This window comes from Oceanobacillus sp. HCA-5259, assembly GCF_037892815.1.
Classification (GTDB): Bacteria; Bacillota; Bacilli; order Bacillales; family Amphibacillaceae; genus Oceanobacillus; species Oceanobacillus indicireducens.
Map to the genome: position 1 here is coordinate 1 of NZ_JBBKBV010000020.1, position 13,614 is coordinate 13,614.

Annotated in this window: 13 protein-coding genes and 1 pseudogene; 4 read left to right on the forward strand and 10 right to left on the reverse strand. The window is 39.8% G+C overall.

The window, feature by feature from the left end:
* The 4 genes and pseudogenes from WKU33_RS19100 to WKU33_RS11770 all read right to left on the reverse strand — a co-directional run.
* Window positions 1-69: pseudogene (locus WKU33_RS19100) on the reverse strand (IS200/IS605 family transposase); the annotation flags it as partial.
* 294 nt (window positions 70-363) lie between these two features.
* Window positions 364-1,317 (reverse strand): carbon-nitrogen hydrolase family protein, encoded by a 954-nt coding sequence (locus WKU33_RS11760; protein ID WP_340454725.1) that lies wholly within the window; start codon window positions 1,315-1,317, stop codon window positions 364-366.
* Window positions 1,295-2,812, reverse strand: coding sequence for a sodium:solute symporter family protein (locus tag WKU33_RS11765; protein WP_340454727.1), 1,518 nt, complete (start codon window positions 2,810-2,812; stop codon window positions 1,295-1,297). The genes WKU33_RS11760 and WKU33_RS11765 overlap by 23 nt, the downstream gene beginning before the upstream one ends.
* Window positions 2,809-3,057 (reverse strand): hypothetical protein, encoded by a 249-nt coding sequence (locus WKU33_RS11770; RefSeq protein ID WP_156856379.1) that lies wholly within the window; start codon window positions 3,055-3,057, stop codon window positions 2,809-2,811. The genes WKU33_RS11765 and WKU33_RS11770 overlap by 4 nt, the downstream gene beginning before the upstream one ends.
* Before the next feature lie 136 nt (window positions 3,058-3,193).
* Between WKU33_RS11770 and WKU33_RS11775 the strand changes: the two genes are divergently transcribed.
* A complete protein-coding gene (locus tag WKU33_RS11775; RefSeq protein ID WP_336253081.1) occupies window positions 3,194-4,075 on the forward strand; it encodes a LysR family transcriptional regulator in 882 nt (293 codons plus the stop codon).
* 103 nt (window positions 4,076-4,178) lie between these two features.
* Here the strand turns inward: WKU33_RS11775 and purU are convergent, their stop codons facing one another.
* The 5 genes from purU to WKU33_RS11800 all read right to left on the reverse strand — a co-directional run bounded on the left by purU (window position 4,179) and on the right by WKU33_RS11800 (window position 8,558).
* Window positions 4,179-5,078, reverse strand: coding sequence for a formyltetrahydrofolate deformylase (gene purU / locus WKU33_RS11780; protein WP_156856377.1), 900 nt, complete (start codon window positions 5,076-5,078; stop codon window positions 4,179-4,181).
* A 151-nt stretch (window positions 5,079-5,229) separates the two neighbouring features.
* Window positions 5,230-5,568, reverse strand: coding sequence for a cupin domain-containing protein (locus WKU33_RS11785; RefSeq protein ID WP_336253082.1), 339 nt, complete (start codon window positions 5,566-5,568; stop codon window positions 5,230-5,232).
* Between the two features lie 11 nt (window positions 5,569-5,579).
* A complete protein-coding gene (locus WKU33_RS11790) occupies window positions 5,580-6,860 on the reverse strand; it encodes a TRAP transporter large permease (RefSeq protein ID WP_336253083.1) in 1,281 nt (426 codons plus the stop codon).
* On the reverse strand, window positions 6,857-7,327 hold the full coding sequence (locus WKU33_RS11795) for a TRAP transporter small permease (RefSeq protein ID WP_336253084.1): 471 nt from the start codon (window positions 7,325-7,327) through the stop codon (window positions 6,857-6,859). The genes WKU33_RS11790 and WKU33_RS11795 overlap by 4 nt, the downstream gene beginning before the upstream one ends.
* Before the next feature lie 229 nt (window positions 7,328-7,556).
* Window positions 7,557-8,558: a DctP family TRAP transporter solute-binding subunit gene (locus WKU33_RS11800; protein ID WP_340454729.1), complete on the reverse strand. Its 1,002-nt coding sequence runs from the start codon at window positions 8,556-8,558 to the stop codon at window positions 7,557-7,559.
* Between the two features lie 340 nt (window positions 8,559-8,898).
* Between WKU33_RS11800 and WKU33_RS11805 the strand changes: the two genes are divergently transcribed.
* The 3 genes from WKU33_RS11805 to WKU33_RS11815 are packed head-to-tail and all read left to right on the forward strand — an operon-like array spanning window position 8,899 to window position 12,391.
* Window positions 8,899-10,050, forward strand: coding sequence for an aminotransferase class I/II-fold pyridoxal phosphate-dependent enzyme (locus WKU33_RS11805; protein ID WP_340454731.1), 1,152 nt, complete (start codon window positions 8,899-8,901; stop codon window positions 10,048-10,050).
* Between the two features lie 21 nt (window positions 10,051-10,071).
* Window positions 10,072-10,743 (forward strand): GntR family transcriptional regulator, encoded by a 672-nt coding sequence (locus tag WKU33_RS11810; RefSeq protein ID WP_340454733.1) that lies wholly within the window; start codon window positions 10,072-10,074, stop codon window positions 10,741-10,743.
* Between the two features lie 22 nt (window positions 10,744-10,765).
* Window positions 10,766-12,391 (forward strand): M20/M25/M40 family metallo-hydrolase, encoded by a 1,626-nt coding sequence (locus tag WKU33_RS11815; RefSeq protein ID WP_340454735.1) that lies wholly within the window; start codon window positions 10,766-10,768, stop codon window positions 12,389-12,391.
* A gap of 37 nt (window positions 12,392-12,428) precedes the next feature.
* Here the strand turns inward: WKU33_RS11815 and WKU33_RS11820 are convergent, their stop codons facing one another.
* Window positions 12,429-13,595 (reverse strand): YeiH family protein, encoded by a 1,167-nt coding sequence (locus WKU33_RS11820; protein ID WP_340454737.1) that lies wholly within the window; start codon window positions 13,593-13,595, stop codon window positions 12,429-12,431.
* Window positions 13,596-13,614: the final 19 nt, after the last annotated feature.

Below are 13,614 nucleotides of genomic sequence, written 5' to 3' on the forward strand. Positions count from 1 at the left end.
TCGAGGACAGAAAACGAAATGATAATGGATTAATGATACGGTTGTGTTTGTTCTTCTGTATTCGTTCATATACTTATTGTATTAGTTTTTCGTATAACTACAACAGAAACACAATAAATATAGAGCGGAACTTTCAGATACTTGAAGCACCACAAAACCTTATGGTTTTTGTGGTACTCCGTATCTGACCTCGCTCTCATCCCACCTCTAAAGGGGTGCTATCGCACCGTAGGGGGCTTTCCCGTTCGAAAAATCTGTAACTAACACCGAAAATGAAAATCTCCTGATGCTGTAACACCAGGAGATTTTTCTGATTATAAATTCGGATTCAACAAAACTCGAGGAATGACAAGCACTATAGCACTATTTTTTCCAAATTGTATTTTTCTGCTCTTGTTCATTCACAACAAGTTGAAATACATCCGGTCGCGCATAATGACCAACTACATCAAAGTCAAATTGAGCTTCTGCAATTTTTCCAAGGTCTATATCCGCGTATAAAATTTCTTCTTTACCAAGCACAGGCTCTACTAAAAATTCGCCTAGTGGGTTCACAATACAACTTCCACCCCGCGTCATTTCATTTGGCAAACCTTCAAATTCCTTACGAGATGAAATATCCTCAGGATACATATCTTTCGTGGAATATTGATTACATGACAGAACAAAGCATCTCCCCTCAACTGCAATATGTCGCATTGTTGAGAACCAAGTATCTCTCCCATCTGCGGTTGGCGCAATATAAATCTGTACCCCCTTCTCATACATTGCAGCACGAGCAAGTGGCATGTAATTTTCCCAACAAATAAGCGAACCAATCCTTCCATATGGGGTATCAAAAACGGGAAGTGTACTGCCATCTCCTTCTCCCCAAATCAGTCGCTCCGAACCAGTCGGCTTTAATTTTCGATGCTTACCGAGTAATTCTCCGTTTGGCCCGAAAAATAATGCCGTACAGTATAAAGTTCCTTGACTTGATTCGTTTTCCTTTTCAATCACGCCTATCACTACATATGCTTTTGCCTTTCTCGCTGCTTTTCCAATCGCCTCTGTTTCCACACTAGGTACGGTAATTGAATTATCCCAATACCTAAAAAAGTCTTCCCGTCCTTCGTCAGACCGTGATCCTACCACAGCCCCAAAGGACATCCCTCTCGGATATGCCGGAATGAAAGCTTCCGGAAAAACAATAATTTTTGCATTTTCTTGACCCGCTTCTTCAATTAAACGAATTGTCTTTTTTACTCCCCCCTCTTTATCCATAACTACAGATCCAGCTTGAACGACTGCTACTTTATACGGATTGTCTTTCGCCATTGTAATCATCCTTTCGTGTACTCTCAGAAGGGAAATAAATTTCCACCATTTCCCTATGATGTTTATATTTATCCTCTTCATTGCTATCTACTGTTAGCATACTAACAACCAAAAAGGTGATAGTTCCTAAAATAAAACCAGTTGTGGCCGGTCCAAACGGTAATGGAGATCCGAAAATATAGATAAGAACTAGTGCCGCTTCCCCAACCAGAATTGATGAAATTGCTCCAGCCAATGTTCCTTTCCTCCAAAATAATGGCCCAATTGCTGCTGGAACTAATTGTAAGACAATCCCGTAACCTAATGCTGCAACCGGAATGAGAAATCCTTGGGCGGCCGGAATAAACGCAAAAATTACAACAATTAACGTCATCAATAAGACTGTAATTTTACTTATAAATGTTGTGCGCTCAGGTGATACATCTTTATCAATAAAACGTACGTAAATGTCATTAACGAGCAAGCTCGCTGATGATAATAGGGCACTATTTATTGTCGAAATCCCAGCAGCAATTACTGCAGCTACAACGATAGCACCAAAGATAGGTGCATAAGATGAAAAGAATAAAGGGATAATCGTATCACTATTTTTTAAACTCAATCCTGGTACAAGGCCACGAGTGTGTGCTAGCATCCCGATAAACAATGCCCCAAGTGCCATCAACCATGAATTCCAGAAAGGGGTTATAATTGACGTTTTCGCCAAGATCATCGGGGATTTAGCGGAATAGAATTTCTGCCACATATGTGGCATAATCCAAAAACCAAACATTAACCCGACAGCCGTTTCCGCTATACCCGAGAAATCTCCTTTATTAACCAGAATATCTGGAGCCACAGACTGCAAGTTTACAAAGGCATTAAACCCACCCGCACTATAAATGAAAATGAGCGTGATTATAAGTAATGTAGTACCGAAGAAAAAGCCCATAAATGTATCTGCCCACGCTGCACCCCGGCCACCACTCAGCGTTACAATAATCCCGACAAAAACTCCCATTATTAATATTCCAATCCAATATGGAATTGCATTGTTCGTCAAGCTGCTCAATGAAAATGCTCCTCCAGTAATTTGAATCAACATATATGGAATGAGTCCTATCATTCCAACGAAAGCAAACAACAACCTCAAGAAAGGGCTTTTATAATACTTTTCCATCATATCTCCGGGCGTTACAAAGTCATGTTTACGACCGAGATACCAAATTCGCGATCCAAATAGCCAGATAAATAGTGCATGCACAACAGCCCAAGCGGCAAAAGCTGAAAACCAGACGCCATCCCTGTAGTGATTTCCAATGGAGCCAAGTAATGTCCATGTACTAAAGTAACTCGCCCCTGTAGTCATCGTCATTACAATCGTTCCAAGACTTCTATTCGCTAAGAAAAAATCACTTGGCGTTGCAATATTTGACTTTGAAGCTAAACCGCTAATCCAAAGTAAAATACCAAGAAAAAGAATTAACACAATTATCGTAATAACTACCTGACTCATACTTGGTCACTCTCCTCGTCTTTTTGCATCACCCGTTCCACATTTAAAGCAAAAGGCTTGAAGAACTTAAAATAAATAACAAATATGATAACCGTATTGATTAGATTCAAGAAAAGCACCCATGCTAAAGGTTGAGGCAAAAAACCGATAAACTTCAATTCATTCATAACCCCAAAGTTAGGTAAAAATGTTAAGAAATAAATAATAAAGAAGCCGGTAATCCATATTGCGTGTTTTTTTCTCATGATATTTCTCCTTCCTTTAAGTTCCTGGATTCATCTAGCTCTTTAAAGATTTAATTTTACATTCTGTAAATTATGAAGTAAAATACAAATTAGGAATTCAAATTATTCCTTTAAGGAATTGAATGAGGGCGATAATATGCAATTAAGGTCATTAGAAGTTTTTGTAACGGTAGCTGAACACGGAAGTTTTACAAAAGCCGCTGAAGCACTGTACATCGGTCAACCAGCCTTGAGTAAAACCATCCAAAAATTGGAACAGGAATTGGACGTACCATTAATTGATCGATCAAGCAGAAAAATTCAATTAACCAACGAAGGGAAATTACTTTATCACGAAAGCAAAAACATTCTAGAAAAAATCTCCATCATTCCAGTAGCTTTAAATAAAATTTCCCAGGAAATTATCGGAGAATTAAAAGTTGGTATTCCACAAATCATTGGATCTGTTTTTTTCCCGGAAGTGGCTTATCAATTTTTAAAAAGATATCCGAAAGTAATACTTCAAACGGAGGAACACGGGGGTGTCATAGTAGAAAACCTTGTATCACATGGAGACTTAGATGTCGGGTTTGTTGTGCTTCCTGCTGCCAACACACTAGATGCCGAACTCATTTATCAAGACGAATTCATCGTTTGCGTTTCATCATCCCACCCGCTTTCTAAAGTAAATGAAATCCGTCTAGCAGATTTGAAAGATGAAAAGTTCATCTTCTTTGATAAATCTTTTGCATTATACAACCTTATAAGAAATCATTGTCTGGAAGCAGGTTTTTCACCTGATATCGCCTTTCACAGCACGCAATGGGATTTAATATTGGAACTCGTTTCTGCACAACTTGGAATAGCAATCATCCCTAAGAAACTTAGTATGAAATTAAATGGTGTAGATATAGTAGATTTACGTATTAAAGACACAAAAATGAGTTGGGATATAGGAATCATCACTAAAAAGGGTGCTTACCAATCCCCCGCCCTAAAAGAATTCGTTAATATCGTCAAAGAAATTTATAGCATCTAAAATTGTTTAAAATCCAACCTATGCCTATCAAGAATACAAAAAACATCAGCTAGAAATTTGCTGATGTTTTTTGTTTAAAATTTAACCTTCAAACGAAAACCAATTAAAACACAATCGTCTTATTCCCATGCACAATAATCCGGTCTTCCAAATGCCACTTCACCGCTCGTGCAAGCACACTACGCTCAATCGCTTGTCCAATCTTCTTCATCGCTGCCACATCATCACGATGATCCACGCGGCCGATATCCTGTTCAATAATTGGACCTTCATCCAAATCATCCGTCACATAGTGCGACGTCGCACCGATCATCTTCACACCCCGATTAAACGCACGCTCATATGGATTTGCACCAATAAACGCTGGTAAGAAGGAGTGGTGGATATTGATAATTTGGTTATTGTACTCTTTCACAAAATCAGGCGTTAGAATCTGCATATAACGTGCAAGAATTACGAGATCCACATCATACTGCTTTAGAATCTCTTTTTGTTGCGCTTCCGCCTGGGTACGAATATCCTTGTTTGCTGGAATATAGTGGAACGGAATGCCACGGGATTCTACCATCGCTCTTACAACTTCATGGTTACTGACGACAACAGCAATATTCGCCATCAAGTCACCGCTCTCCCACTCCCACAAAAGTTCGAGCAGGCAATGCGGCTCTTTTGAAGCGAAAATTGCTACGTTCTTCAGCTCATGCACGTACATGATATCATAGTGCATATCGAATTTTTCAGCGATTGGAGTGAAATCCTTTTCCAAATCTGCTTTTTTATCCATCAAACCCGGACATTCGAATTCAATCCGCATGAAGAACTGTCCACCCTCTGGATCTAGGGTATATTGGTCTGATGTTACAATATTTGCCCCATGTTCATAAAGAAACTGGGATACTGTAGCGACAATTCCCGGCTGATCCGGACAACGGATTAGTAGACGTGCCCGATTTTCATTATCTTTTTGATACGCTTGAATTTTCTCCTCTGTATAGGTATGCATATATGTTCCTCTTCTCATCTAATTTTACCGTTATTACCTACTTTATGAAACTCAGATAAAAGCGTCAAGTAAATAAACAAAACAAGTGAGAAAGCGCCTGTCAGCACAACGTTTTAGTTTCAATAAAACGCAAGGTGCGACAGGCGCTTATTCAACTCCAGACAACCGCAATTATTTTTAATGGCTGGTCTCCTGTGTTAACCAAGCCGTGACTCCCGCCTTTCGTAATAAGGCAGAGATCACCTTTCGACACGACATGTTTTCCTTCATCATCCTGGAAGTTGCCAGTTCCTTCAATAATATAGTAGGCTTCCGCATCTTTATCATGCAGATGGAAACCAATCGAGCCTCCAACTGGTATGCTGACTTCTGCAAACATATCAAGACCAGCAATCTGATCTTCTTTTGTCAATTTACGAGATATATCCACGACACCATTTCCACCATACATATTTTCCAATGATTCTACCGTATCTGAACGTTTAATCATCTTATCACCCTTTAATTAAAAAGACTTGGCAGGAATGTAGAAATACTTGGTACAAAAATAATTAATAAAATAACAACAACAAGAATACCAATTACATGTAAAATATAAGGCAAGGTATCTTCAATCCCCATATTCCTATCCGTCACACTTGCTCCGGCAATTAAAGACAAACCTACTGGAGGCGTTACGTTCGCCAGTGCGAAGTTCATAATGAGCACCATTCCAAAGTGAATCGGATCAATTCCGTACTCCATCGCAATGGGCATGAATACTGGGCTCAGTAAAATAATAAGTGATGTTACTTCTGTCAACATCCCAAGAATGAGGAGGATAACCGACACAACTAATAAGAATTGCAGTGGCGTATTTGCAAACTGCAAGAAAAATTCTGAAATCATTGCAGGAATTTTATTTACCGTTAATACATATGTAAATGCATTCGCAACGGAGATAATTATTAAAATCGTTGCTGACGTTACTGCTGATGAAGCCATGGTTTTTTTAAACTTGGTAAATGTAAGTTCTTTGTAAAACATTGACAAGATAAAGCTGTACACAACAGCAAGTACTGCCGCTTCCGTAGCCGTCGCAAATCCGCTGAAAATACTTCCCAAAATAAAGATTGGTGTTAACAGCGGGAAGAATGCTTTCAGACTAATTCTAAAAAACTCTTTTCCTGTCATTGAAGGGGGCTTGTCCGCACCAAAGCCTTTCTTCCTCGACATAAAAGCGACGTAAATACAGAGAAGCACAGTAAGTACAATCCCCGGCAAGACACCCGCGATAAATAGATCTCCTATTGAAATATTTGCTGTAATTCCAAGGATAACCATTGTAATACTTGGCGGAATAATCAGCCCAAGCACCCCTGCCGGTCCAATAATACTTGCGATAAACGAATTGCTATATTTCTCTTCTTTCAGTCGCGGTACTAGAACTGAACCGACCGCATACGTCGTTGCAACTGTTGAGCCGGATACCGTTCCGAACAACGCACTTGTTACAACGGTTGTCATGCCTAGCCCCCCAGTTAAACGACCGACAAAGGCCCGAGCAAACTCCATTAACCTGCGGGTCAGGCCACCTTCTCCCATGATGTTCCCGGCCAAAATAAATAGTGGAATAGCAAGATAAGAGAAATTATTTACACCAGCAAACATTCGCTGTACAAGTATTTCTAGCGGAACATTTCCGAAAATCATCAATCCCGCACTAACAATACCAAGGATAAAAGCGATTGGCATTCCTAAAAATAGAAGTCCAAAAAAGATTGCTAGAATCAAAATAATCATACGCTTGGTTCCCCCTCTCCTGTAGGACTAAACATGTCTGTAATAATAAAATAAATGGAAAAGAGAGAACTAAGCGGAATCGCCAAATAGAATAATCCCATCGGCAACTGGAGCGTCGATGATGTTTTTGCCATAGCCATCATTGTTAATCCGAATCCATAGTAGACTAAAACCCCAAAGAAAAGAATCGTTAGAACATGAACAGAAAAATAAATAATTCTTTGCAGCTTCGGCTTTGCTCGTTTCACGAAAAATGTCACAGCTAAATGCATTTTTTCATAGATTGCTAAACTCGTACCTAAAAAGGTAAGCCAGACAACTAATAAACGAGCAAGTTCATCTGCCGCCGGGAAAGAAATACCCATCATTCTTGTAACGACTTGCAGAAACACAATTATTGTTAATCCAGTAATTGCTATTACACATAAGTAAACTAATATCTTTGCTATGATTTCTTTTGCTTTCATAGGTACCTCTTCCCCTTATTTTTCTAATGGTGCATAAAGTGAAACTTCATTCGGTGGGGAATTCCTCCCCCCCACTGAATGTTAGTTGAACAGAATCAGGTATTTACGGGCTGTATATCCTCCACTTAACATTTTGGTTTTCCCTCTTGTTTAGAGGTGGGGGGATTACAGTCCGTTAATACGTGATAAAAGAATAAAGGAAGAGAACTTTATCCCTCTTCCTCATCACTTACCAGCCAGACGCCTTACGATAAACATCCATCATTTCCTCGCCAAAAACGTCTTCTTCCCATTTCTCATATACTGGTAGCATTTGTTCACGGAATGTCTCTATGTTCACATCTTCATTCACTTGCATCCCTTGACTTTTTAGTTCTTGGATATACGCTTCCTGTTGTTCATCATTTTTTGCGTTCACTTCTTCTTGAATCCGTTCTGCTTCCGCTAAAATGATTTGCTGATCTTCTGAAGAAATTTCTTCCCACACATCCGTCTTCACAACGAGCATAACCGTGTTATAAAAATGTCCAGTCAAAGAGAAATAGTCCTGTACTTCATAAAGCTTCGGTAAAACAATATTTGCGAGCGGATTTTCCTGAGCATCAATCGCACCTTGTTGAAGCGCCCCGTACACTTCACTGAACGCCATTACAGTAGGCATTGCACCCATTTGCTCAAACGCGTCAATCCGAAGTTTTGTCTCCGCAACTCGAATATTAAGACCATCCATATCTCGAGGCTCCACAATCGGCCCCCGATTATTTGTAATATGCCTGTAACCCCATTCCAGATAGCCAATTTTTGTCATCCCTTGTTCGGCCATAATGTCTGCGAGATACTCACCAAATTCTCCTTTATAAGCTGCCCGCGCATGGTCGATGTCCTTCCACATATACGGCAGATCTTCAATCGCCATTCGCATATCCAGCGCCTGCATCGAGCCAACCATAATTGCTGCCGAATCCATAGCACCTAACTGCACTTGTTCAAGCATCTCTGTTTCCGAACCGAGCAAACTATTCGGATAGATATCAAATACGATGCGACCATCTGTTTTTTCTTCAACCTCCGCTGCCATATCTTCAATCAAATCAGATGCTGGTGTGCCTTCTGTTAAGGCATGCCCGAGCTGAAGTGTAACTGTATCAGCTTGATCGGCATTCGCGTTAGAACAAGCTGATAGTATAATGAACAGCGAACCAGTTAATAAAACTATCTTCCATTTATTCATAACATTCACTTTCCCCTCTTTTGTAGAAAACGAACGACCAGAAAGCATTAATCCTATGTATTACAAGCTGAAAATTAACGTTTGTCTATCATTTAATTTAGTGTGCTGAAATATTAGTATACTGTATACTACAATACATAAATATAAAAGTCAATACCATTCGAATAAACAGAAAACACTATATAAATAACATTTTACTGCCATGCTCCTGCATTTAACGGAGTCAAATTTATTTCTTGAGTTTACAAAATATTTTATTTAATGTATGATAATGACTAAACCTGTATACTGTATACAAGACCCGCACACGCACAGCTTTAGAATAAAGGAGATAAAATACATGCTAAGCAAAATAAACGCTCGCGTAAAAAAGATTTCCGTACCAGGCATTCGTGTCTTTGCAAATAAAGTCAATGAATATGAAAACGGCATCAATTTTACGATCGGTGAACCTGACTTTCCAACACCCGAAAATGTAAAACAAGCTGGAATAGAAGCGATAAAAAACAACTTAACCGGCTATTCCCACAATGCTGGGCTATTAAACGTCCGCCAAGCGGTCTCACGCTTTTTTGAGGAAACGTATCATTTTTATTACGATCCAGCAAATGAAATTGTTATAACAAACGGTGCTAGTGAAGCAATTGATTCGGTGTTGCGTACCATTTTAGTAAGTGGAGATGAAGTCATCTTGACCTCCCCGATCTACTCTGGATACGAATCGATTATCCATCTAAATGGCGCAAAGTCTGTCACAATCGATACGACAGACACTGGATTCGTTCTCGATCCCGAACGTTTGGAACAAGCACTAACAGATAAAACGAAAGCAATTATCCTTAACTATCCATCGAATCCGACCGGAGCCACACTTAGCCGCGAACAGATGGAAGGAATTGTTGCTGTTTTAAAAAAACATGATATTTTTATTATTTCTGATGAGATTTATAGTGAAAACACATTCCATAGCAAACATTGTTCGTTCGCTTCTTTCCCGGAGATCCGTGAGCAATTATTTCTCATCCACGGACTATCGAAATCCCATGCAATGACAGGCTGGCGCATTGGTTATGTGCTCGGAAGTAAAAATTTAATGGAGCATGTATTGAAAGTACATTTAAACAACTCGATTTGTGCTTCCCTACCAAGTCAATACGCAGCAATCGAAGCACTTACAGCTGCAAAGGAAGCACCTGCTGAAATGAACAAGGCTTACATCGAACGAAGAGATTTTGTATACAAGCAGCTAAAGGAAATGGGACTTGAGACAACACTCCCGACCGGAGCGTTTTACTTTTTCCCATCGATTCAATCAACTGGCTTAACTTCAATGGAATTTGCGACCAAACTATTAGAGAACGAACAGGTTGCCGTCGTTCCAGGAAGTTCATTCACAGGGAATGGTGAAGGATTTATTCGAATTTCTTACGCTAATTCAATGGAAAATTTACAAGAGGGCCTCGCAAGGATAGAGCGTTTCCTTAAGAAATAATGGAAGGAAAAGGAGAAAAAGATGAAAAAAGTAGTTCAACGTGAAACCCTGTCTGATCAAGCATACCGGATTATTAAACAAGCGATCACGGATGGGAGATTGAAAGATAAAGAATCGTTGCCAGAAGAAAAGCTCGCAAAAGATTTGGGAATCAGCCGCACCCCGCTTCGTGACGCCTTTGCACGACTCGCGGCAGAAGGACTGATCATTCAACAAAAGGGAGCACCGGCAATCGTTGCTAGCTTTACGAAAAAGAATTCTCTTGAATATATGGAACTCCGTAGTTTACTTGAGGTATACAATATTGAAAAGGTAACGGTAAAAATGAGTGACGAAGGAATTGAAAAATTGCAGGAAAATCTAGCAAGCCAGCGCACAGCAATTAATGAAAATAAGTATAACGAGTTTATTGAGCTTGATCGTGATTTTCATCTACTGTTGGCAGCTTGCAATGACAATGAGGAAATAAAAAAAGTCATTCATCGCATGAATACTGGTGTTAACCGAGCATTTCTTATTCTATCAAGCACCGTTCCTAAGAGTGCGGAGGATGCTTACAAGGAACATCAAGAAATTTTGCAAGCATTAGAACAAAAGGATGTCGTTACAGCGAGGAACAGTATGCTTGTTCATATGAGCAATGTTAAAAAACGTTTTTTAAGCTACTATGACCACGCGGAAAATAAGAATTAGCCTATACAGGGAGGTATCTATCATGCTTTGGCAAACGGAACAACAATTGGAAGATTTACTATGTGAAGTTGTTAGCTGGGATAGTCGGACTGGAACAGAAGGGGAAATCCAGTTTGCTGAAAAAATAAAAGGTAAGCTGCTCGAGTTAGAATACTTTAAGGAAAGTCCCACTCTCATTCAATTTCATGATGCAGGAAAAGAACGAAATGCCGTAACAGCTTTATACAAACAAGAAAACATCAAAAAAACAATCGTACTCATTAGCCACTTCGACACGGTACATACAGAGGAATTCGGTGCACTTGCTGATTTAGCTTTCCAACCACAGGAACTAACGAAAAAATTTAAAGAAATGCTTGATTCGTTACCAGAAGATGTACGATGTGACGTTACATCCGGTGATTATTTGTTCGGGCGCGGTACGATGGATATGAAGATGGGTATCGTTCTGCACCTTCATCTGCTTGAGCAAGCCATTCATGAAAAGTGGCCAGTTAACCTGCTCCTTGTCACCGTTCCCGATGAAGAAGTGAATTCGAGCGGTATGCTTGCCGCGGTTAAAGGACTTGTAGATACCCGAGAGCGTTATGATTTAAATTACACCCTATTTTTAAACAGTGAACCGAGTTTTTCCATGCAGCCACAAGACGAGCAGTATTATATTTATTCCGGAACGATTGGAAAAATCATGCCCTCAGCGCTTTTTTATGGGCGAGAAACCCATGCCGGCGAACCTTTGCAAGGAATCAATGCACACTATATGGCTAGTTTTTTGACGAAGAAAATGGAATATAATCAAGCGTTTAGCGAGGAAGTATATGGCGAGCGCACACCGCTTCCACTTTGCTTAAAAACCTATGATTTGAAAGCGGATTATTCCACACAAACATCCAACCACGTTGCAGCGCTTTACAACGTCTTTTTAATGAAACGAAATGCGAAAGAGACGATGACTTCTTTCCGTGAAGTCGCAACAAAGGCTATGGAGGAATGCGCAGAAGAATACAGACGTGTGTTAGCAAGGGAAGAAAATAGTGAGGAGCACTTCAACATAGATGTATGGGAATATGAAGAACTATTGAATTATGCTAGGGGTAAACTTGGCAAAGAAAAGACGGAGGAAATAATTAAAGAAACCGTCGCACTTCCCAATTTGGATCAGCGGGAAATTTCCATGAAAGTATGCGATCAAATAATGGCTCATTGCCAAGAACTTGCACCAGCATGCATTTTATTCTTTGCGCCGCCGTATTATCCGGCAATAAATTCTTCAGATGACCCGCTCGTTCAGGAGAAAATTCTGTTAACGAAGCAGCTGCTTCAAGATCATTTTAATGTAAAGGCGGAGCAAGTGCATTATTTTAATGGCATTTCTGATTTGAGTTATGTGAATTACGATAAGGATGATAAAGGCTGGGAATCTTATCAAAATAATACACCAGTTTGGGATTACTTATATACAATTCCATTTGATGAAATGCAGAAGCTCCAAGCACCGGTCTTAAATATTGGACCATTCGGGAAAGATGCCCATAAATTGACGGAGCGGCTTCATAAGCAAAGTGCTTTTGTGCATATCCCTTTTGTTTTGCGGAAGGTGGTGCAGACTATGTTTGATGGAGTGACTGCTGGAGTAGGAAAAGAGTGAAGATATGATCTTCACTCTTTTTTTGGGGTTAAACCTTCTAAAGCCTAACAAACCCGCCAAATAACCAAATCAGCACTCCACTAACCACTCCCACAGAAACTGCTGCGACAAATCCAATATAAAACGGCTTTAGCCCTAATCCTTTAAACATCTTGAAATTCGTTGATAGTCCAACTCCAGCCATCGCCATCCCAAGGAGATACGTCGTTCCAAATGAACTAAGATTTGTATAGATACTGCTCCAGCTATCAGACGCGAAAATACCAAATGCATTTCCTGTACTTTCCAATGTTGCATCCCCGATCGTTCGCATAATAGAAAGAATTAGAAATCCAATGACAAATAACGGAATGAATGTATACCATTTCGGCAACCTGTCCTCTTTATTTTCTGCCTGAACAGCCTGCTCCTTCGACTTGCTAAAAAATAAATAAGACACAAAAGGAATGATCGCAATGATAAATAGATTTCTCGTCAATTTCGTAACCGTTGCTGCATCCACCACTTGCGGCATCTGATAAAACTGATCATAAATTAACGCTGCTCCGGTCACCTGCGCTGTATCATGGATAGCGGTACCTAAGAATAACCCAGCCTTAATCGCATCCTCCGCAAATAAGAAATGAGCGAGAAATGGATACAACAACATCCCTGTTAAACCAAAGATGGTAATATTCGCTACCGCATAAGAAATTTCATTTTCCTTCGCCTTTATTACAGGAGATGTCGCCATAATTGCAGTGACACCACAAATGCTCGTTCCGCTTGCAATTAAAGTTGCCAGACGCATGGACTGATTCATTTTATTAGCTAAGAATAAGGTTACAAATAAACCGACAGATATACATGCAACAATGAGCGGGATTCCGAATGCCCCGAGTTTTAAAGCTTCCATCAAACTCAATCGGAGACCGAGTAAAATAATCCCTGCCCGTAAGATATATTTCATCGAAAAGGAGATTCCTTTTGTAAAAATATCGGAGAGCCCGATTGAATTTCGAATAATAATTCCAAGTATAATTGCAACAAAAATTCCTGAGACTGGTGTTTCGCTGCCTTCAGATAATAAACCGATAGCTTTTAAACCTGCCCCGATGAGCCGAGCACCGTACATCCCGCTGAGCATGATCAGAAGACATAATAGAAGACCGGGTAAAATATTTATTAAAAAATGTGGTTCTTTTCGTTTTATTACATTTTGCAAGGTAACCTACCCTCCCTCA

Bases quoted from the DNA above. Each gene is read 5' to 3' on its own strand.
- WKU33_RS11775 (WP_336253081.1), top strand. From the start codon at position 3,194: ATGCAATTAAGGTCATTAGAAGTTTTTGTAACGGTAGCTGAACACGGA.
- WKU33_RS11790 (WP_336253083.1), bottom strand. From the start codon at position 6,860: ATGATTATTTTGATTCTAGCAATCTTTTTTGGACTTCTATTTTTAGGA.
- WKU33_RS11815 (WP_340454735.1), top strand. From the start codon at position 10,766: ATGCTTTGGCAAACGGAACAACAATTGGAAGATTTACTATGTGAAGTT.
- WKU33_RS11785 (WP_336253082.1), bottom strand. From the start codon at position 5,568: ATGATTAAACGTTCAGATACGGTAGAATCATTGGAAAATATGTATGGT.
- WKU33_RS11765 (WP_340454727.1), bottom strand. From the start codon at position 2,812: ATGAGTCAGGTAGTTATTACGATAATTGTGTTAATTCTTTTTCTTGGT.
- WKU33_RS11800 (WP_340454729.1), bottom strand. From the start codon at position 8,558: ATGAATAAATGGAAGATAGTTTTATTAACTGGTTCGCTGTTCATTATA.
- WKU33_RS11770 (WP_156856379.1), bottom strand. From the start codon at position 3,057: ATGAGAAAAAAACACGCAATATGGATTACCGGCTTCTTTATTATTTAT.
- WKU33_RS11805 (WP_340454731.1), top strand. From the start codon at position 8,899: ATGCTAAGCAAAATAAACGCTCGCGTAAAAAAGATTTCCGTACCAGGC.
- WKU33_RS11760 (WP_340454725.1), bottom strand. From the start codon at position 1,317: ATGGCGAAAGACAATCCGTATAAAGTAGCAGTCGTTCAAGCTGGATCT.
- WKU33_RS11795 (WP_336253084.1), bottom strand. From the start codon at position 7,327: ATGAAAGCAAAAGAAATCATAGCAAAGATATTAGTTTACTTATGTGTA.
- WKU33_RS11810 (WP_340454733.1), top strand. From the start codon at position 10,072: ATGAAAAAAGTAGTTCAACGTGAAACCCTGTCTGATCAAGCATACCGG.
- purU (WP_156856377.1), bottom strand. From the start codon at position 5,078: ATGCATACCTATACAGAGGAGAAAATTCAAGCGTATCAAAAAGATAAT.